Genomic DNA, 19,146 nt, shown 5'->3' on the forward strand with positions numbered 1-19,146 from the left:
CAGACTATTTTTTCTCTTAGGTAGAATCGTAAAAATAAAAACTCTTAAAAATCAATGGCCGTCATGAATTTTCCCTGCGATCGCGCCTTCATCGTTAGAGATCGATCCTAAGCCTTTTTATGATTAAGAGAAATAGATAAGCTTATACAACAGGCTTTACATCCTTGCATGTAGATCGTATTTTATTTGCATAACTATCTATTAATTTTTTCTAAGTTATTTAGATGCAAGATGGTGATTAAGACCTCGGCTTCATGGATAGAAACCGGGCGATAAAATAGTTCTATACACAATGGGCTATAAACCTCATTTTGCTGGAAGGGATGCCAATGCAAATAGATACATGGATTTTTTACACTCTTGCCATTCTCGTGCTCACAGCTTCACCAGGACCAAGCTCACTGTTGTGTTTAAGTAAAGGAGTGAGTAGTGGGTTTCGTATTGCTTTCATGACTGCACTTGGCAGTTTGTCTGCGATTACGATCATCCTTACGCTCTCATTTACCGGGCTGGGAGTTGTCATTGCTTCATCTGAGTTAGTTTTTAATATTATCAAATGGTGTGGTGCCGCTTATTTAATCTGGTTAGGTATTCAAGCGTTGCGCTCATCTCAGACAGATTTTAATAAAACGGCAACGACTCAAAGTTCCGCGACAGCGTTCAGCGCGTTTACTAGTGGTTTCATTGTTGGCGCTAGTAACCCCAAAGCGATAGTCTTTTTCACCGCTTTGTTTCCTCAATTCATTGAACCTTCCGCACCGCTACTGGCTCAATACGCGATTTTCGCGTCTACATTTGTGGTTTTTGAGCTTAGCTGGCTAACATTTTATGCATTGTTAGGGGTAAAAGCCTCCGATTGGTTGTTTGTCGCTGGAAGAGCGAAGTTGTTTAATCGTTTGACTGGTGGAGTATTTATTGGTGCAGGCGTGATGTTGTCGACGGCAAACCGATAAATAAGACAGACTTCGGTACGCAGTTAGGTTTCCCATATAGTAAGTTGGAATGCGCTAATTTAGCTTTGTCTTATTTCCAGAATGGAAATAGGCGTTTTGTTTATTTTCATTAGTGGCAACAGCCAAGCAGGAGTAAAATCACGTTACTCTTTAGGGGTAGAGCTCGTATTTTGTCTTGTGGGCTTGTGGTTACTTTGTAGGAATATCTTAGATGACAAGCCTTTCTAAACTACAACAACGTTTTCTAGATATCGCGACCGACGTCCGTCTTTCTCCAAAACAGAAGTCGAGTTTTTTAGCTTTAGAGGCGGAAGCGTGCATTCCTTACATGACCGTATCTTCATCACTGAGACAAGCAATGGATGAAGGCATCATCTGCGATATGTTTGAAGGTCATGCACCGTTTAAACCTCGCTACGTGTTGCCTGATTACGCTAAATTTCTATCGCAAGGCTCAGACTATTTAGAGTTGTCTCCGGCTGATGATTTCGATGATGCGCTGAATATGCTTACCATCATTTACCATCATGTTCCTTCGGTAACGAACATTCCGGTTTACTTAGGTCAGTTAGATGATGTCTTGTTGCCTTACATAGGCGACCTAACAGAGAGCCAGATTTACAAAAAGTTAAAACATTTTTGGATCATGCTGGATCGCACATTGCCAGATGCGTTTATGCATGTGAATGTCGGACCGACAGACAACATTATTTGTCGCACTGTTTTAAAAGTAGATGCGGAGCTCAAGCAGATCGCACCGAATCTCACCTTTATGTACGACGAGACAGTTACGCCTGATGACTTACTTCGTCAAGCGACACAGAACATTTGTGAATGCAGTAAACCGCATATTGCCAATTACCCAATGCACGCGAAAGCCTACAACGGCTCACGCTTTGGTATTGTAAGTTGCTACAACTCGCTTCCATTAGCAGGTGGCTCGAACACATTGGTGCGAATGAATTTAAAAGAAGTTGCAAAACGAGCATCAGACTGTAACGACTTCTTAAACAGTGCGTTGCCTTCTTACCATCGATTAATGGTCGAGCTCATAAACGCAAGAAGCACGCACTTGCATGAAAAATCGAACTTCTTTCAAGGCTTTTTGACGCAAGAAGGGTTGATAAAAGAGTCCTATTTCGCGCCAATGTATGGCGTTTATGGCATGGCCGAAGCGGTAAACCTTCTATTTGAAAAAGAAGGGCAAATAGGGCGATACGGAAAAAATGATCGAGCAAATACTTTTGCTCATGATGTTTCAGCAACACTGGCTAAGCTGGTGGACTCAACCCCGGTGAAATATGGTTTAGATGGCAAAGCGCTCTTACATGCACAAGGCGGCATTAGCTTAGATCATGATGTTACGCCAGGTGTACGTCTGCCTTATGGTGCAGAGCCAGATCCTGTCACTTATGTACAAGCAACGGCGAAGCATCATCAGTATTATCGTGCGGGTATCAGCGATATTTTGACGATTGATGAAACGGTGAAATCTAACCCAGAAGCGATGTTCAATTTATGTAAAGGGGCACTAAATGCTGGTTATCGTGAGTTTACCGCGAATGTCACTTCAAATGACTTAATTCGCGTGACAGGCTACATGATCAAACTTTCAGATGTCGCGAAATATGATAAAGAAGGTTCGAGAACCAACACGACGTTTCTAGGTGCAGAAGCAGCAAAAAATACCAAAATTTTAGAACGCTCGCCACGTGTGGTGAGTCATGAAGTAACACCGACTTACACGCAGGCATAAGTTCGGTTTAGGAAAGAACAAGATGTCTAGACGAAGTGGAAGCCTTTTGGCAAAAGTCACTCATATCCTTCCTTTCTCTTGTGTTGATGGGCCAGGAAATCGTCTAGTCATCTTTCTACAGGGTTGTAACTATCAGTGTTTGAACTGCCACAATCCTCACACGATAAACCATTGTAATCATTGTGGTGAGTGTGTGAGTGAATGTTCAGCAGGCGCATTGAAGTTCGACGAAAACAACAACGTTGTTTGGCTTAAAGAGGAGTGCACCCACTGCGATCATTGTATAGAGATATGTCAGAACCAATCTAATCCAAAAATTACTGACTACTCTGTAGTAACAATGCTCGATTTGATACGCAAACATCGCTTTTTCATCAGTGGTGTTACTGTATCCGGTGGGGAATCTACCTTACAACTTCCTTTCATTATTGAGCTGTTTAAAGGGATAAAACAAGATCCTGAATTACGGCACCTCTCTTGTTTCATCGACAGTAACGGTTCTTTAGCGGTTGCTGGTTGGCAGCGTATTCTACCTTTTCTGGATGGCGCAATGATCGATTTGAAAGCGTGGCAGACGGAGGCGCATCAGTGGCTAACTGGGCGTGATAATCATCGTGTATTTAAAACCCTTCAATACCTTGTTGAGCACGAAAAATTGTACGAGGTCCGCTTACTGCATATTCCCCAAAAAAGTGATTTAGATATAGAAATCGTAGCAATTGGACGTTACTTGAGTACTCTTCCTGAATCGGTGCTTATCCGTTTAAATGCCTTTCAGCATCACGGAGTAGTGGGGGAGGCGTTAACTTGGGATATGTGCTCTCATCATGATATCGAACGCTTAAAATCAGAGCTTCGATGCTACGTGAGTAACCCTATCACAGTGCCGACAGTACTCACGTAGTACCGTTGTTTATCTATGCTTACGCATCACAGGCATCTAACATGGCGCAGGCGTCGAGTAATTGTTGCTGTAACCATTTTAAAGCGGGATCGTTTAAGCTCGCTTTGTTCCAAACGAGGCTGTAGGCAACTTGCCCGTAATCGAATGGAAGAGCTTGTTCAACCAAACCTTTTGCTTGCATTGCCGCTCTTGCCCAAAGCTTGGAGCATGTGAACAAGTAATCCGAGTGCTGACACATCACCGCAGCTGAACCAAAGTCGGCTACACGCATGGCCAAGTTTCGCTTTGAATGCCTTTGGGTGAGATTTTGCTCAAAATAAGGTTGTGACAGATCTTTATCATGAATACCGATGTGTCTTGCACAAAGGTAACTTTCAACAGATAGGGGTTGCTCAGCGAGTGGGTTCGATGCTCTCATTAAGCAAACCATTTCGTCTTTCAAAATGGTTTTCCAGACCAAGTCTTTATTTTGTGTGGGTGGTTGGCTGAGATCGTGAGGAAGCAACAAAAAATCCACTTGACCTCTTGCTAATGCATCGAAGCTCATTTCCTCTTTCGCATGGACATTCAAGTGCGCGTGATTGCTCAGTTGTTGGGACAGATGCTGTAGAACTGGCGCAAAGAGCTCAAACGAACTTTCACGCATTGCTAATGAAAAACTACCTTGATAGTAAGCCGGATTAAAAGAGCCTTGATGTAATAACCCATTCATACTGGAGAGTATGCCATGGATTGATGGGCCTATATGCAGCGCAAATGCTGTCGGCACTAAGCGAGTGCCATCACGATAAAAAAGGTCATCCTTTAGCGTTTCGCGCAACTGTCCGAGCGTTTTACTGACGCTCGATGGTGTTACACACAAGCGTTCTGCCGCAAGTGTGACGCTGTGAGTGGTTAACAACATATGTAAAACAGTTAGATGTTTAAGGCTTATACGCGAAAGAGCAATGTAGTCCATAAATAGCATGGTTTCTTATGATTTTTGGCAGTATATCAGCATGAAACAAATTTTTACTATTGTTTATCTCGGAAACACGCCTGTTTCTCTTTGAGCTCAATGCATTTAATGGGTTGCATAAGGGTTGATGGTGCTTATAAGTCTAGAAATTTATCTTAGTTTTGTTGGACTTTAATGCTTTCATTTATTCAATTCTAAAGCTTCTATGTAATTTTAATCAATTTGGAGGAGTTGATTGATTTGTACACGAATTAAACTTGTTCCTTGTTAATTAAAATAGATATTGTTTTGTTGATTGTTTGGTGATTTACTCATGATCCCTCAGTAACAAAGGTATAAATAATTAATGGACGACCCCTTTAGTCGACAAAACCCTTCACCATATGTCTTCTTATTATTGGAGACATGCTCATGCTAGAACTTTTTATGCAACCAGAAGCTTGGGCTATTTTCGCCACTTTGTTTACGCTTGAAGTTGTCTTAGGCGTTGATAACGTCGTTTTTATCTCTGTCTTATGTGAAAGACTGCCGCTGCACCAACGTAAGCTGGCAAGAAACCTTGGTATTGGTCTTGCTGTTATTGCTCGTATTGGTTTAGTGTTTTCAATCTCTTGGATCATGCAACTGACTCAACCGCTATTTTCTTTGGCGAACCATGCGTTTACCGGAAGAGACGTTATCATGATTGCGGGTGGTGCATTCCTCTTGGCTAAAAGCCTGAAAGAGTTGTGGAGTTGGTTAAATCACAACGAGTCGGCTCACTCAACTCACGCCCGTACTGGTTTAGCGGTAGTTCTGTTGCAGATTGTTGCCGTGGATGCTGTATTCTCGATGGACTCGGTGATAACCGCCGTTGGTTTGACAAGTGATGTCCCACTTATGGTCGCAGCGATTGTTTCGTCAGCTATCGTGATGGTCATGACAGCCGAAAAAATCAATAACCTGGTGTCGTGTTACCCTGGTTTTAAGACACTTGCTTTGTTATTCCTCGTTTTGTTAGGTGGTTTATTGATGGCAGAAGGCTTCGAAATTCATATCAACAAAGGTTATGTGTACTTTGCGATGGCATTCGGCTTAATTCTGGAACTTTGTCATATCCAGTTAAAAAACAAACAACGCCCGACTATTAAACGTCTTAGTCCGTTGCGAGTTCATCCAACCAGATTAGAAGCTCGTCAATAATAAAAGATATTGCCGCTCATATGAGCGGCATTTTTATATTCGTCATCACCTATTTTTACTCTCTTTTTATTTTGTTGTCGTTTCGACAAAAAATCGCATTTGTTGTGGGGTTGAAGATTTTTTATATAGACCGCCCAACTAATATGAGTGAACGACAATAATGAATAAAATGATCGATGCGTTAGCAACCCATGGTTACTACATCTGGGATGATTTTCTTTCTGAACAAGAAGTGGATCAATTGCGAGACTGCATTCCAAGTAACTGGAAAAAAGCGCGTATTGGTCGTAATGACGATGTGACTCGTATTGAGTCAATTCGAAGTGACAAAATTCAATGGTTATCGCCCAATATGGGGTACGCGGTTACTTCTTACTTAGATAAGATGGAAGAAATACGCCAAGAAGTGAACCGTCACTTGTTTCTGGGACTTTTTGAGTATGAAGCTCACTTTGCCAAGTACGAGGAAGGGGATTTCTACCAAAAGCATCTAGATTGTTTTAAGGGCAATGAAAACCGTCGATTGACAACCGTTTTTTACATGAACGAATCTTGGACGGAAAAGGATGCAGGTGAATTGGTGGTTTACGATCTAAATGATAATAAGATAGCAACCATCCCTCCTCAATCAGGACGCTTACTTTTATTCTTATCTGAGCAATTCCCGCATGAGGTTTTACCGACCAACGCAGAGCGGTTCAGCATTGCAGGTTGGTTCAGAATCAATGGTGTGCGAGACAATGTACTTGATATTGCAAAATGATTGGTTTGCAACCTGCACAAAATCAGCAAAGGGCGTAGATACGCCCTTTATCGATTAAACATTAGTTGATAGCTCGTAACACTCGGTCATGTTTCGCTCTAGCACTGCATAGACGTCAGAACAAAGTTCTTGTTTAGCGACTTGCTCGCCCATAATCGCGGCGATTTGTGCTTGAGCCATTCGTCCTCGGTAGGGACGGTCCTGAGACAGAGCTTGAAAAACATCGGCAACCGCGACAATACGCGATGGTACATCGAGTTCGTCTCTTGTTTTATGATAAGGATAGCCAGAACCGTCCAAACGCTCGTGATGATTAGAGGCCCACTCCGCTATTTTAGCGTTGGGAAACACTTTGTGTAATGCGAGCTGAGTATCAATTGTATGGCGTTTAATACGCGTATACTCTTGTTTATTAAGAGAGCCTTCTTTATGAAGAATCTCATCTGGTGTTTTTAACTTTCCGATATCATGCACCAACCCAGCAATAAATAACATCTCTTGGTCGTGCTCACAGAACCCAAGCTTGATGGCTAGATACCGAGATAACTCCGCCACTTTTTGCGAATGTTGATAAGTAAATGGGCTTTTTGCGTCAACAATTCGAGCGATAAACATGCCCAAACTATTCATATCTTGGATGGTGAGCTGTTTTTGAAGCCAATCAATGCTTTTAAAGTTTAATCCGATGGTTTCTATATTTTCAGACTCCATCGCGAACCAAAATGCGTCGGTCATAACGAGCCTAACCATTGCCTTAGCCATGTCTGGATTAAACAAAGTTCCAGCGTTTGCCATGATGCATTCTGCAATTAGTTCTTCATGAAGTGTGACAATGTCACAGTGGCAGTTCATGACGTATTTGGAACGCATAAAATCGAGACGGTCGGCTAAATAGAGTAGGGCAGCGACCTCTTTTTCAAAAGGCGGTAAATCAAGATATTTTAGTTCACTCCAATGTGTATGGTGGTAAAGAACAGGTGTAGCAAACTGACGCAACAAACGACACTGCTTGAGGCTTCGGTATCCTCTTAAGCAATGTGTTTTTACATCTTGTGGCACCAACTCCTCAAGTAACATTTTATGTTCTTGTGTTTCGGAGACCCCACAATCGTGGATCATCCCTGCGAAGTAGCAAAACTCCGCTTTTTCTGGTTCCCAGTTCATGACCCGAGCACATTGGTAAGCGATGTAAGCGACACGATGGTTATGGTGCGTATCATCAACACCTACATAGTCGAGTGCTCGAGCAACCCAGATAAGTGCTTGTTTCAGATCGACTTCAAAGCCCATGTCCGTATGGGAATGGCAAGAATGATTCATGGTTTATACCGACATTGCTAATTAGCCCACGCTAAACCCAAATCAGAAGGTGATAGGAAAAATTGGGTACGACAGCGAATAGACCCCAAAAAGGTGGGCGTTTAGACATAGTTTTGATTATGGGCGGGATAATAATCCTAGTTGCATAATAATATCACCTGAAGCTCATGGTTAAGAGTCAGATATTTGAACTAAGTATAAGTTTTGAAAGATTATTGTTGCTCTTGTTGACTTATTTGAAAACGACAATAAATCATGATGTAACGCATTCTTATTTTTATTTTTGTAAATCGTGTTCGGGCTCAACCAGAGACACACGGTATTGATGTGTGATTAACAGAATTTATATTGTTGTTCTTGAAGGCAAAAAATAAGAAGACTTCTTCGAGGCTTGCTCTGTAACTAACAGAGTATTAGGTAAAGCAGCTTGTTAACAACATGACAATAGAGCGTCGTTGAAAATATTTTCTCTGTAGCTCATGTTGTTGAGGAAAGATAATAAAATGGTACGGCTTCCCAGCGATGTTAGCCTTTTTGGTGAGATAAGTTTATTGAAAATGTGTGATTGCAAAGTAAGCATAGGTGGTAAAAGTAGCTAGAATGATAGCTCTAAATGAAAAGGATTTCGTATGTTGAAGCATCGTTTATATCGGACTTACACCGCAGGGTTAAAAATAGCAGCCCTTATCCTTCCTATGCCGAGACCAACCTTGTTTTCCGGCCCTGGTTCGATGAATGAGCTATTAGAATCGATGACCGAGCTGGGATTTAAACGCGTTTTGTTAGTTACCGACGAAGGGTTAGTCCAAGTCGGTATTGTAGATAAGGTGCTTGAGGCTGCAGCAAAACTCGATTTACAGTTAGATGTTTTCTCGCAAGTTAAGCCCGATCCTACCTATGATCAGGTAGAGAGCGGTCTAGAGGCTTATCATCGTTTTCATTGTGAGGGCATATTAGCTTTGGGTGGCGGCTCTGCAATGGATTGTGCAAAAGTCATCGCTGCGAAAGTTACCAATAAACGGCCAATAAAAAAATTAGCTGGACTATTGAAGGTATGGCGAATGCCAGCGCCGCTTTTTGCTATTCCAACAACGGCTGGAACCGGAAGTGAAGTTACTATCGCTGCGGTCGTGTCAGATCCCTCCTCACACATTAAAACCCCTTTAATGGATCCAAAGTTGGTGCCACTAATGGCAGCTTTAGATGCGAATTTAATGATTGGTTTACCTCCTAAGATCACGGCTGATACTGGCGTTGATGCATTAACCCATGCTATTGAGGCCTATGTATCGAAAAACGCTACTCAAGAAACGATGGCTTATTCGGTTGCCGCTATTAAACTCATTTTTAAATATCTTCCTAAGGCTGTGATGCAAGGGGATGATGTCGAAGCTCGTCATAAAATGGCTATGGCATCCTATTACGCGGGTTTAGCATTTACCAAAGCGAGTTTGGGTTATGTTCATGCCTTTGCTCACACATTCGGTGCGAGATATGGAATACCTCATGGTATGGCAAACGGATTAGCCTTGTTGCCTGTGCTGCGCTTTTCATTATCAGAGATTGAGCCTCAACTAAGAAAGCTCGATGAGTTGACGGCCGAGGGGCAGTTAGGTAACGCAAGTGCTCAGCATTTTTTGGCGAATCTGGAGTCCTTGTTTTCAACTATTGATATTGAGCAAACCAGTGCGCTCATTCAACGTGAAGATGCTGATGCGCTTGTTGATTTAATTCTGAAAGAGGCGCACTGGAATTACCCTGTTCCCAAGTTCATGAACAGGGAAGAATGCACACAGTTATTGTTAAATATCAGTAAGGTGTAAATTATAGTTTACATGTGTGGTTTTTTATCCTTACACTTTGCTTGATCTTCTGCTAAAGATCCTACAATATCGACGGAAATACAAATATGGTGTTGGTTTCGGTCCGCCGTTGCCCGATCTAATACTGATAATTTCTAATAAAGTGTAAAGATTAATATACAATGAGTCGTTCTAAAGTATTCGGTAGTACGCTAATTATTGCGGGCACTACAATAGGCGCTGGTATGCTAGCGCTTCCACTTGCCTCTGCCGGCATTGGTTTTTCAACTTCTATTATCATCATGCTAGGCTTATGGGCTCTGATGGCTTTCACTGCCTTGCTTATGCTTGAGCTTCATCAACATGCGGAGAGTAGTGCTACACTTCATACTTTGGCGAAACAGATCCTAGGTCAAAAAGGCAAGTGGGTGGCAAGTTTTGCGATGTTGTTTCTTTTCTACTCATTATGTGCAGCGTATATCGCTGGCGGTGGTGCTCAGTTCGGAGACCGCCTTGCACAATGGTTTGACCTCGATATTTCAGGGCCTACATCAACGATAATCTTTACCTTGATTGTGACTTTAGTTGTGACAGTGGGTACCGGTACGGTCGATAAAGTAAACCGAGTTCTGTTCGCGATGAAGCTCATTGCGATGGTTGCGGTGCTTTCTTTTCTTGCTCCAAACGTTACGGAATCTTACTTGTTAAGTATGCCAATCGAACAAGGCCTTGTTGTAGCGGCGATTCCGGTGATCTTTACTTCGTTTGGTTTCCACGGAAGTATACCTGCAATTGTGAATTACTTAGACGGTGACACTTCTTCTTTACGCAAAGCCGTTATTATTGGTTCGACGATTCCACTCGTTATTTATATCTTTTGGCAAATCGTGACGTTGGGTGTGGTTAGCCAAAGTACGCTTGTTGAGAACGGAGGGTTGAGCGCACTGATTGGTCAACTATCTCAGACAGTACACCAATCAAATTTGGGTAGCATTGTTGGTGTGTTTGCTGACTTGGCATTGTTGACATCGTTCCTTGGCGTGAGTTTGGGTCTATTCGAATTTTTGGGTGATACCATCAAAGGAAGTAACGATAAGCCTAATCGTTTGATTGCGGCACTAGTGACGTTTACTCCACCGCTAGGCTTCGCACTTTTCTATCCTCAAGGCTTTATTATGGCTTTGGGCTATGCAGCGATTGCCTTAGCGATTTTAGCCATCTTTTTGCCTTTGGTTATGGTGATCAAGGTTCGTAAATCGGATGATTTTACTGGGGAGTACCGCGTCGCAGGTGGTCAAGGTGCGTTAGTGATAACGGGCATCGCTGGCACTGGCATCGTATTCGCTCAGGTGTTAATTACGCTGGGTGTTCTTCCTGCTCTAGGCTAGTTGTTTAGAACGTTCTTTGAATAACTTCTAGTTACTGAATCCATCGTAATCAATCAGTATTGTTAGGCCAACGAGTTTCGCTCGTTGGCTTTTTTAATCTGGATCAAATTACCGTAAGATATCCGGTGAAAAAATTGGTAGAAATGTGCTTTTATTTCGTACACTTAAGTTGTGGTATATCGATAATTTAAGTGGAGAAAACCGCTCAAAATACCATTGAATTTGCAACACAATGAGCTTTTCTTGTTTCTCTGCTTTGGTGTGGAGGTGAAGCATGGCGCACCGGAGTTTTTACCCGTTTGCAAAACCGCTTAACGAGCAACTGCAAACGCTAAAAGGCAGGATGCAGGCGCACTTGCCATGTATTGATAGGGTGTCATTTGCAAAATATCACCCAGACCAAGATGTGCTCAAATCATTTGCAGAAAGTGAGTTCGACACTTGGTGTTTAGCCCATCACGAATCAGCATTCCGTAAACTCCACCACCTCAATATTGCCTCTAAAAACGCGGTTCCTCGTATCGTCGAAGACCTTCATGATATTAAGCACTGTCCTCGGGTTCAAATTTTACTCAAACACGGATATCAGTCGTCGGCTGCTATTCCTTGTTATGACAATAAAGCTTTTACTGGTTTTGTATTTTTGAACTCCACTCAACGTGATGCGTTTAGTTTAGAAGCGCTGAATGGTCTTAAACCTTATTTCGAAATGATTCGATTTGCGGTTGAATCAGAAACTCAAGTAGTCAATGCGATAGAAACGCTAGCGAACCGAATGCAATGTATGATGCCAGGATATTCACCTGAGTATTACGCGCATACCAAACGCATGAAGTACTACAGTCAAATTATCGCAACGCAGTTAGCGGATCGTTATCACCTGAATGACGAAATGGTCGAAGATATTGGTATTTTTGCTCAGTTCCATGCGCTCGGTGATAGTCAGCTGCCAGTTGAAATTGCTAGCCGCCGAACAAATTACTCTCAAGAACAAGAGGCGATATTGATTCAACATATTGAGCGTTGTATCGATTCAGCGGATGACATAGTTGCCCGTATCGGAAATCCGGTTCACCCGAGTGTGACTTTGTTTTTGCAGATGGTTACTTATCAGTACGAAAACTTAAATGGCACTGGTTATCCTTATGGTTTAACCAATGATGATATACCAATCGCCGCGCAAATTACGGCTGTCGCGAATGCCTTTGATTTTATGACGACGCACCATCCGTACAGACAAGCGTGGTCCATCCCATACGCATTGTTAGAACTTGAAAAATGGGTATATCAGGGATGGTTATCTCGAGAATGTGTTGATGCTCTGCGAGAGCATCAAGGTTATATAAAGCAAATCATCCACAAATATCCCGAGCACTATACAGGCTTGGGGTTAATGTGAAGAGCAGTAACAAAGTTGAAATGTTGACGAGGAGGAATATTTAAACAATACTGTTTTTATATACAGTAATAAGTTTGGAGGTGAAGTATGTTGTGGGAAACCCTTGAAAGAGTAAACCGCTTACGCCAACAAGCACTTGCAAATCCTGAGTTTGTTGAGTCAGCAAAAGAGCACGAACAAGCACTTCAGGAGCAAGAATACCATTATCAAACTAAGAAAAAGCGTTCAGCCAAAGACAAACAAGGTAAAAAGTCGCTGGCCGATATCTATAAAGAAGTAGAGTTTGGCGCTGACGCTCGTCATTAATGTATTCACTGCGGCATTTTTCATTTCTTCATACGCTGCAGTATTCGTTCAAATTTATGCGAGAGCAGTGGGAGACCGCTGCTCTCGTTGACCTGCCTATAATTTACTAATGAAGTTCAGCAGAGCAAATTATCACTAACACTTAGCAATTCTCTCAATGATCTTGTTGATGTAATGATAATGACAACGGTTTGCATTTGTATCTTTGTTGTTATATAAAACCTCCCTTATTAATCGTTCTGTTGAATAAGAACGGCAAACGTGATCAACGAATGAGAGCTCTGAATAACTGTTATTCGTAAATGGCTATTAGGTGAAGTAGGGATGTTGGAAGCTAAAGCACTCCAGTTTGAGATTGAAGGCAAGTCATTGCTAAAAGCGTTTGATGTGACATTTGAACCCGGAAAAACATACGCTCTTGTTGGACACAATGGTTCAGGAAAATCCACATTGTTAAAGTTGCTGGCACAGCAACAGCCATACACCGCTGGTGACGTGGTTCTGCATGGAACGAGCATTAACGATCTCTCAGCGAAAAAGTTTGCCCAACACATTGCCTACTTGCCTCAGCATCTTCCAGTGACCGACAGTATTTTAGGTCGAGATTTAGTCGGTTTTGGTCGTTATCCATGGCATGGTTTACTTGGACGTTTGAGTAAGAAAGATCACGACATTGTTGAAGAAGCAATGGCGATGACAGGCACACTAAAATACGCAGATCGCTTAGTGGACACGTTATCTGGAGGAGAGCGTCAACGTGTGTGGCTAGCTATGCTGTTAGCCCAAAAAACCGAGTATTTGCTTCTTGATGAGCCTTTGTCTGCGCTAGATATCAGCCATCAAGTCGATATGTTGAAGCTTATCTCTAAACTCAGTCAAGAACTGGGTTTGGGCGTTATTATCGTATTACACGACATCAACTTGGCTGCACGATTTTGCGACTACATCGTTGCATTACATCAAGGTGATTTGATTGCACAAGGCAATGTTGAACAGGTGTTTACTGAACCTAAGTTGAGGGACATATATGGGATAGAGATGATGATCTCTGACCACCCCGCGGGTTATCCGGTGGCGATGCCAAGCTAAAGGTTGGAATAATGAGCAGTACAAACACTCGACTTAAACATTTCTCTTTCGCTCTCTCACTTAGTGCGCTTTTGGTCAGTTCTTTTCAAGCACTAGCTGACGCATCACCTCGGGTGATGTCGGTTGATTGGACACAAACTGAAACGATGTTGGCTTTAGGGGTCGTACCTGTAGGCGTTGCTCAAGGGCAAGATTACGATGCTTGGGTAAAATCGCCACCGTTACCACCTCAAACTAAGGATGTAGGGTTAAGAACTCAACCCAATATAGAGCGTATTTACGAGCTCAGACCTGACCGTATTTTTATTGCCCCGTACTTCTCCTCAATGAAGCATCGCTTAGTCGATATTGCCCCCGTTACCACGATTGACTTATATGAAAGCGGGATTACGGATTGGTCGGTACTTACCAGTTTCACTCGGAGGTTTGGTGAAGAGCTGGGAAGAGAGGCGGAAGCAGAGGCGCTTATCCAACAATATGAAAAACGTTTGTCTTTATTAAAACAGCGTATAAATAAAGGCCAGCCGCCACTTCTAATGATTCAGTTTATGGATACAAAGCACGTACGTGTTTTTGGTCAAAATAGTCTTTACTCCCAGGCTATCGAAAAGATTGGGCTGAGTAATGCATGGAATGAAAAGACGAATAGCTGGGGCTTCAGCCTAGTTGGCATCGACAAGTTAGCTGGCATAAAAGCTCAAATCGTTATCGTAGAGCCATTACCTTATGGTGGAGCGGAGCAGCTCTCTCAAGACCCATTTTGGCAATATGTTGTTCAACAATCTGGTGAAAAGGTCATGCAAGTCGCGCCCGTTTGGAGTTTTGGTTCTATGCCTTCAGCCCTCCGTTTCGCAGAGTTAGTTACGGCGAGTAAGGTCGAGGAGTTAACACAATGAAAACGATGCCTTTAAGCTTTGTGGTGTTACTTTCGGCATTTACCTTTTCTATTGGTGCTTTCCAATTGTACCAAGTAAGCTCATTTTCGTTGGCTCTAAGCAGTTTATGGGAGCCTAACTTTCAATCTATCGATTCTGTTTTACTTCACTTTAGCTGGTGGCCTCGAGTCTTCACCACGATTATATCTGGTGCTGGATTAGCGGTTGCTGGGGTATTGATGCAGCAAGTGCTGCGTAACCCTCTCGCTTCACCCACGACACTTGGTGTGGCGAGCGGTTCAAGTTTTGCTTTGATGTTAGCTACGCTATTCGCACCTTGGATGTTGGATATCGCGCCTAATTTGGTTGCTCTCATCGGCGGTGTGATATCGATGGGGTTGGTGATGCTGTTGTCATGGCGACGAGCGTTATCTCCAACGGTTGTCGTCGTTTCTGGGTTAGTGATAAACCTGTACTTTGCATCATTAAGTACGGTTATTCTGATGATGAATACCGAAAAGCTGAATGGGTTAATGATATGGGGAGCCGGTTCGCTTGTTCAGAGTGGATGGGGAGATTTCTCGTATCTTGCCCCTCGAATCGCACTTGCTACGGTCGTTGCGTTTGTGATTGCAAAGCCGTTAAGTCTGTTGGAACTCTCCGAGCAAGGTGCCAAGAGTTTAGGTGTCTCGCTAGCTAAGTTGCGTTTTGTCTGTCTTGGGCTTGCGGTGTTAATCACTTCTTGGGTGGTTTCTGCCGTAGGAATCATCGGTTTCATCGGGTTAGCGGCGCCAGCGATTACTCGATTGATAGGTATCAATAAAATCCAGCATAAGCTTTGGGTATCAATGCTGATTGGTGCCATGTTATTGACTTTAACCGATTTGGTTATTCAGCAACTGCCGGGGCTAATGGCGAGTTTTATACCAACGGGAGCAGCAACCGCTGCACTGGGCGCTCCGCTACTGTTATGGCTGTTACCTCGCTTATCACAAAAGACGCAGAGCCATACTCAAACAGTGTTAACTCGACACCGTCAACATGTTTACAGGCTAAACCCTAAAGCGATCTCATTGGCGTTGATCGGCACGTTAATTTCTGTTGTTCTTTTTGCCACGGTTGCTGTGCAAAATGAAGGGTGGACAAATTTATTTGCTAGCCAAAATTGGATTTTTTTGGAATGGCGCGCACCTAGATTATTTGCAGCAGCAATTGCGGGGGCAATGTTAGCGATTGCTGGAACCATGATTCAACGCCTAAGTGGAAACCCAATGGCAAGTCCTGAAGTGATCGGTATCAGTTCAGGGACAGCGATGGGATTGATCATCGCGATGTTTACTGGGTTTGGTTCGTCAATTTTCACTCTTTCTCTAGGCGGGCTCGTAGGCGCATTAGCGACGGTATTAGTCATTGTGCTGCTAAACCGTAAGTCAGGCTTTCAGCCGGAGCGTATTTTGTTGACTGGTATTGCAATAACCGCACTGATGAATGCAATACAGAGCTTTATTCTAGCCACTGGTGACCCAAGAAGTTATCAAGCATTGGCTTGGTTGTCTGGGTCTACCTACTATGTTTCGGTTGAAACGTTACTCCCATTGTCTTTATCTGCGCTTGTCTTTATAGGGTTGAGTTTTCTCTGCGTAAGATGGCTAGATATTCTTCCTGTCGGTGCCGCTTCCTCTAAAGCACTTGGAATTCGAGTTGATCGTTCACGCGCAATACTGCTTCTTTTAGTTGCTTGTCTCACGGTCAGTGCGACATTGGTTGTTGGCCCGATTAGCTTTGTTGGGTTGTTGGCTCCGCATTTAGCTCGCTTATTTGGTTTTAACAAAGCGTCACAACACATGTTATGCGCCGCGATACTGGGGGCAGGGGTGATGTTGTTGGCTGATTGGTTGGGACGACAGATCCTTTACCCGCAAGAAATACCAACAGGGCTTATGGCGTCTCTCATTGGCGGTTTGTATTTAATGTGGGGTTTACGCCGCTTATAGAAATGAGCTAAGCCTCAACCAAGAAAGTACTTATACAAATAAGCACTCGTAGTGGCATTCGTAACCTATGCGAGTGCTTTATGCAAAACCTCTGGTTTGTCTTTTACGGAAACAACTGGCGATGCCGTAACTCGCTTTTCTTTCAGCGGTCGCTGAAGTCATGAAGGGTTGGTTTGGCTGCCGACAAAAAGGAGAAGAATATGACTCGGCAGTTTATGCTGACACCAACGTCGATGGCGGTTGTATTAGCTTTATCAACGCCAAATGTCTTGGCTCAGGAAGATGAAAATATAGTTGTGATTGGACAGCAGCAAGACAGTGCAGTTGGTCCTGATTTTAGTTATCTCGGAGCGAAGAGTCGGGCAGCGACGAAAACTGATATTGCTATCAATGAGACTCCAAGAGCGGTGTCTGTTGTTACGCGAGAGCAAATGGATGATCGTGCCTCTATTAGCATTTCTGACGCACTACAGTACACACCAAGCATTCAAACTAATTATTTCGGCGAAGATAACAAGCAAGATTGGTTTATTATTCGTGGTTTTAAACAGGCGAACAGTGGGTTGTATCAAGATGGTACCCGTTTATATTCTTCTGGCTTCTATAGTTGGCAAATAGATCCGTTTGCGTTAGAGAGGGTTGAAGTTTTACGTGGTGCAGCGTCTGTTCTTTATGGGCAAAACCCTCCTGGTGGGGTCATCAATGTTGTCAGTAAGCGACCTCAATTTGATGGGGGGTCAGGACTTGTATCTTTGGAGTACGGTTCTGAAGACCGTAAACAACTTTCTCTTGACGTAAACTCTGAGGTGAGTGAGCAGCTAGCTTTCCGCTTTCAAGGGTTAGCGAGAAAAAATGGGACGAGAATTAGTGGGGTAGAAGCAGAGCGCATTCTTCTCTCTCCATCGATGACGTACAAATTTAATGAGGCGTCTGAAATTACCTTTCTAACGAGCTATCAAAAAGACGACTCAGATCCTTATCTGCAATTTTTGCCAGTTGAAGGAACGTTAACGCCAAACAAAAATGGAAAGATCAGTGATAGTTTAGCGATAGGCAATCCTAACTGGGAGACGTTTGAGCGTGAGCAGGTGTCTTTAGGCTATGAGTTTTCTCATGCATTTAATGATACCACTTCATTTATTCAAGCAGCTCGTTACAGCGAAATGGATGTTAAGCTAAGACAAATGTATTCGTACGTTTACTCGGCTGATGTGCCTGCGTTGGGGCCGGTTTTGGACCCATCAAATGAACGCAAAACCATACTTCGGGGTGCTTCAACAGAAGATGGGTCATCTGATGCTTTTAATATCGATAATCGTTTGATGCACCAAGTAAATTGGGGAAGTGTTGAGCATAACTTGATGTTGGGCATAGATTTTCAAATGATCAGTATCGATGGTAAAGATTTTGCCAATGACCCTATCGTTGCTAATGGTAATGCATTATTAAACACACCAATGGGAGCTTTGCCCGATCCTAGGTTTAATGTATTTAATCCTACTTATTCGGATAACATAATGTTACTCGATCCGAATACGCTACAACCATTGAGCGAAACCGATAAGCAAAGAACGAAAATCGATAATCAGCAGCTCGGCGTCTACTTTCAAGATCATATGCTGATCAACGATAAATGGGCGATGTTATTGGGCGCACGTTACGACGATACAAGTAATGAAGTACATAATGTTACCACGGGTGCTCGCTCGAAAGTCGATAATGGAGAGTGGACGTTTAGCGTGGGAACGGCTTATATTTCTGATTCTGGCTTCACGCCATACTTTAGTTACTCTCAGTACTTTGATCCAATTATTCAAGAAGACAGCAATGGTAAGCCAGCGAAGCCTGAAATCGGTGATCAATTTGAAATCGGTATGAAATACCAACCGGATTCATTTGATGGTTATTTCAATATTGCAACGTATCGGGCAACAAAAGAAAACTTGGCTCGTATCTACTTGAGTGAATTAACGCAAATAGGAAAAATAGAAAATAACGGCGTTGAGTTTGAAGCTGTAGCTAATGTGACACCATCCTTAACATTGATCGGGAACATTGCGTACGTTGATGCAGAGATAAAAGAAGACATCAATAAGGCATGGGTTGGCAAAACACCTTCCCAAGTGGCGAATACCGTATCATCAGCTTGGGCACATTATCGTTTCTTTGATGGACCTCTTGATGGCTTTGCTGTTGGCTTAGGCGCGCGCTATACAGGTGAGTCATACGGAGACAATGAAGAGAGACTAAAAGTACCAAGTTATTTCTTAATGGATGCGACGGTCAGTTATCGAATCGGCGATTACAAGTTACAAGTCGCAGCTAAAAACATCGCGGATAAAAAGTACATAGCGACATGTGATGGCTTTTGTTGGTATGGCGACCGACAAAATGTTATTGCAAGTTTAACTTACGACTGGTGAGTTAACGTATAAATAAACACCCCTAACTTTAGGG

15 protein-coding genes are annotated in these 19,146 nt (G+C 42.9%); 13 read left to right on the forward strand and 2 right to left on the reverse strand.

The window, feature by feature from the left end; all coding sequences use genetic code 11:
* Nucleotides 1-329 precede the first annotated feature (329 nt).
* From R8N28_RS09515 to R8N28_RS09525, 3 genes are all read left to right on the forward strand, one after another.
* Nucleotides 330-953, forward strand: coding sequence for a LysE family translocator (locus tag R8N28_RS09515; RefSeq protein WP_005377741.1), 624 nt, complete (start codon nt 330-332; stop codon nt 951-953).
* Nucleotides 954-1,164: 211 nt separating this feature from the next.
* A complete protein-coding gene (locus tag R8N28_RS09520) occupies nt 1,165-2,709 on the forward strand; it encodes a YjjI family glycine radical enzyme (RefSeq protein ID WP_065274496.1) in 1,545 nt (514 codons plus the stop codon).
* Between the two features lie 22 nt (nt 2,710-2,731).
* The gene (locus R8N28_RS09525; protein WP_065274497.1) at nt 2,732-3,613 is read left to right on the forward strand and encodes a YjjW family glycine radical enzyme activase; all 882 of its coding nucleotides are present in this window, start codon (nt 2,732-2,734) and stop codon (nt 3,611-3,613) included.
* Nucleotides 3,614-3,632: 19 nt separating this feature from the next.
* On the opposite strand, the gene R8N28_RS09530 is transcribed toward R8N28_RS09525, so the two are convergent.
* Nucleotides 3,633-4,571 (reverse strand): LysR family transcriptional regulator, encoded by a 939-nt coding sequence (locus R8N28_RS09530; RefSeq protein ID WP_005377737.1) that lies wholly within the window; start codon nt 4,569-4,571, stop codon nt 3,633-3,635.
* 411 nt (nt 4,572-4,982) lie between these two features.
* Here R8N28_RS09530 and R8N28_RS09535 point away from each other — a divergent pair, with 411 nt between their 5' ends.
* Nucleotides 4,983-5,753: a TerC family protein gene (locus R8N28_RS09535; RefSeq protein WP_065274498.1), complete on the forward strand. Its 771-nt coding sequence runs from the start codon at nt 4,983-4,985 to the stop codon at nt 5,751-5,753.
* A 160-nt stretch (nt 5,754-5,913) separates the two neighbouring features.
* A complete protein-coding gene (locus tag R8N28_RS09540; protein ID WP_065274499.1) occupies nt 5,914-6,516 on the forward strand; it encodes a 2OG-Fe(II) oxygenase in 603 nt (200 codons plus the stop codon).
* A 54-nt stretch (nt 6,517-6,570) separates the two neighbouring features.
* Here R8N28_RS09540 and R8N28_RS09545 read toward each other — a convergent pair whose 3' ends face one another.
* Nucleotides 6,571-7,836: an HD domain-containing phosphohydrolase gene (locus R8N28_RS09545; RefSeq protein WP_065274500.1), complete on the reverse strand. Its 1,266-nt coding sequence runs from the start codon at nt 7,834-7,836 to the stop codon at nt 6,571-6,573.
* Nucleotides 7,837-8,465: 629 nt separating this feature from the next.
* Between R8N28_RS09545 and R8N28_RS09550 the strand changes: the two genes are divergently transcribed.
* From R8N28_RS09550 to R8N28_RS09585, 8 genes are all read left to right on the forward strand, one after another.
* Nucleotides 8,466-9,659, forward strand: a complete 1,194-nt coding sequence (locus tag R8N28_RS09550) for an iron-containing alcohol dehydrogenase (RefSeq protein ID WP_065274501.1) — start codon at nt 8,466-8,468, stop codon at nt 9,657-9,659.
* Nucleotides 9,660-9,820: 161 nt separating this feature from the next.
* On the forward strand, nt 9,821-11,026 hold the full coding sequence (locus tag R8N28_RS09555) for an aromatic amino acid transport family protein (RefSeq protein ID WP_033905238.1): 1,206 nt from the start codon (nt 9,821-9,823) through the stop codon (nt 11,024-11,026).
* A 274-nt stretch (nt 11,027-11,300) separates the two neighbouring features.
* Nucleotides 11,301-12,425, forward strand: coding sequence for an HD-GYP domain-containing protein (locus R8N28_RS09560; protein ID WP_053303104.1), 1,125 nt, complete (start codon nt 11,301-11,303; stop codon nt 12,423-12,425).
* An 87-nt stretch (nt 12,426-12,512) separates the two neighbouring features.
* On the forward strand, nt 12,513-12,731 hold the full coding sequence (locus R8N28_RS09565) for a hypothetical protein (RefSeq protein WP_005377723.1): 219 nt from the start codon (nt 12,513-12,515) through the stop codon (nt 12,729-12,731).
* Nucleotides 12,732-13,055: 324 nt separating this feature from the next.
* Nucleotides 13,056-13,820, forward strand: coding sequence for an ABC transporter ATP-binding protein (locus tag R8N28_RS09570; RefSeq protein WP_005377721.1), 765 nt, complete (start codon nt 13,056-13,058; stop codon nt 13,818-13,820).
* An 11-nt stretch (nt 13,821-13,831) separates the two neighbouring features.
* Nucleotides 13,832-14,716, forward strand: a complete 885-nt coding sequence (locus R8N28_RS09575) for an iron-siderophore ABC transporter substrate-binding protein (RefSeq protein ID WP_005377718.1) — start codon at nt 13,832-13,834, stop codon at nt 14,714-14,716.
* Nucleotides 14,713-16,689, forward strand: a complete 1,977-nt coding sequence (gene fhuB, locus R8N28_RS09580) for a Fe(3+)-hydroxamate ABC transporter permease FhuB (protein ID WP_065274502.1) — start codon at nt 14,713-14,715, stop codon at nt 16,687-16,689. The genes R8N28_RS09575 and fhuB overlap by 4 nt, the downstream gene beginning before the upstream one ends.
* A 200-nt stretch (nt 16,690-16,889) precedes the next feature.
* Entirely contained in the window at nt 16,890-19,112 is a 2,223-nt protein-coding gene (locus R8N28_RS09585) for a TonB-dependent siderophore receptor (RefSeq protein WP_318183350.1), read from the forward strand.
* Nucleotides 19,113-19,146 lie beyond the last annotated feature (34 nt).

The sequence above is a fragment of the Vibrio sp. Vb1554 genome, assembly GCF_033344235.1.

Bases quoted from the DNA above. Each gene is read 5' to 3' on its own strand.
- R8N28_RS09515 (WP_005377741.1), top strand. From the start codon at position 330: ATGCAAATAGATACATGGATTTTTTACACTCTTGCCATTCTCGTGCTC.
- R8N28_RS09520 (WP_065274496.1), top strand. From the start codon at position 1,165: ATGACAAGCCTTTCTAAACTACAACAACGTTTTCTAGATATCGCGACC.
- R8N28_RS09525 (WP_065274497.1), top strand. From the start codon at position 2,732: ATGTCTAGACGAAGTGGAAGCCTTTTGGCAAAAGTCACTCATATCCTT.
- R8N28_RS09530 (WP_005377737.1), bottom strand. From the start codon at position 4,571: ATGGACTACATTGCTCTTTCGCGTATAAGCCTTAAACATCTAACTGTT.
- R8N28_RS09535 (WP_065274498.1), top strand. From the start codon at position 4,983: ATGCTAGAACTTTTTATGCAACCAGAAGCTTGGGCTATTTTCGCCACT.
- R8N28_RS09540 (WP_065274499.1), top strand. From the start codon at position 5,914: ATGAATAAAATGATCGATGCGTTAGCAACCCATGGTTACTACATCTGG.
- R8N28_RS09545 (WP_065274500.1), bottom strand. From the start codon at position 7,836: ATGAATCATTCTTGCCATTCCCATACGGACATGGGCTTTGAAGTCGAT.
- R8N28_RS09550 (WP_065274501.1), top strand. From the start codon at position 8,466: ATGTTGAAGCATCGTTTATATCGGACTTACACCGCAGGGTTAAAAATA.
- R8N28_RS09555 (WP_033905238.1), top strand. From the start codon at position 9,821: ATGAGTCGTTCTAAAGTATTCGGTAGTACGCTAATTATTGCGGGCACT.
- R8N28_RS09560 (WP_053303104.1), top strand. From the start codon at position 11,301: ATGGCGCACCGGAGTTTTTACCCGTTTGCAAAACCGCTTAACGAGCAA.
- R8N28_RS09565 (WP_005377723.1), top strand. From the start codon at position 12,513: ATGTTGTGGGAAACCCTTGAAAGAGTAAACCGCTTACGCCAACAAGCA.
- R8N28_RS09570 (WP_005377721.1), top strand. From the start codon at position 13,056: ATGTTGGAAGCTAAAGCACTCCAGTTTGAGATTGAAGGCAAGTCATTG.
- R8N28_RS09575 (WP_005377718.1), top strand. From the start codon at position 13,832: ATGAGCAGTACAAACACTCGACTTAAACATTTCTCTTTCGCTCTCTCA.
- fhuB (WP_065274502.1), top strand. From the start codon at position 14,713: ATGAAAACGATGCCTTTAAGCTTTGTGGTGTTACTTTCGGCATTTACC.
- R8N28_RS09585 (WP_318183350.1), top strand. From the start codon at position 16,890: ATGACTCGGCAGTTTATGCTGACACCAACGTCGATGGCGGTTGTATTA.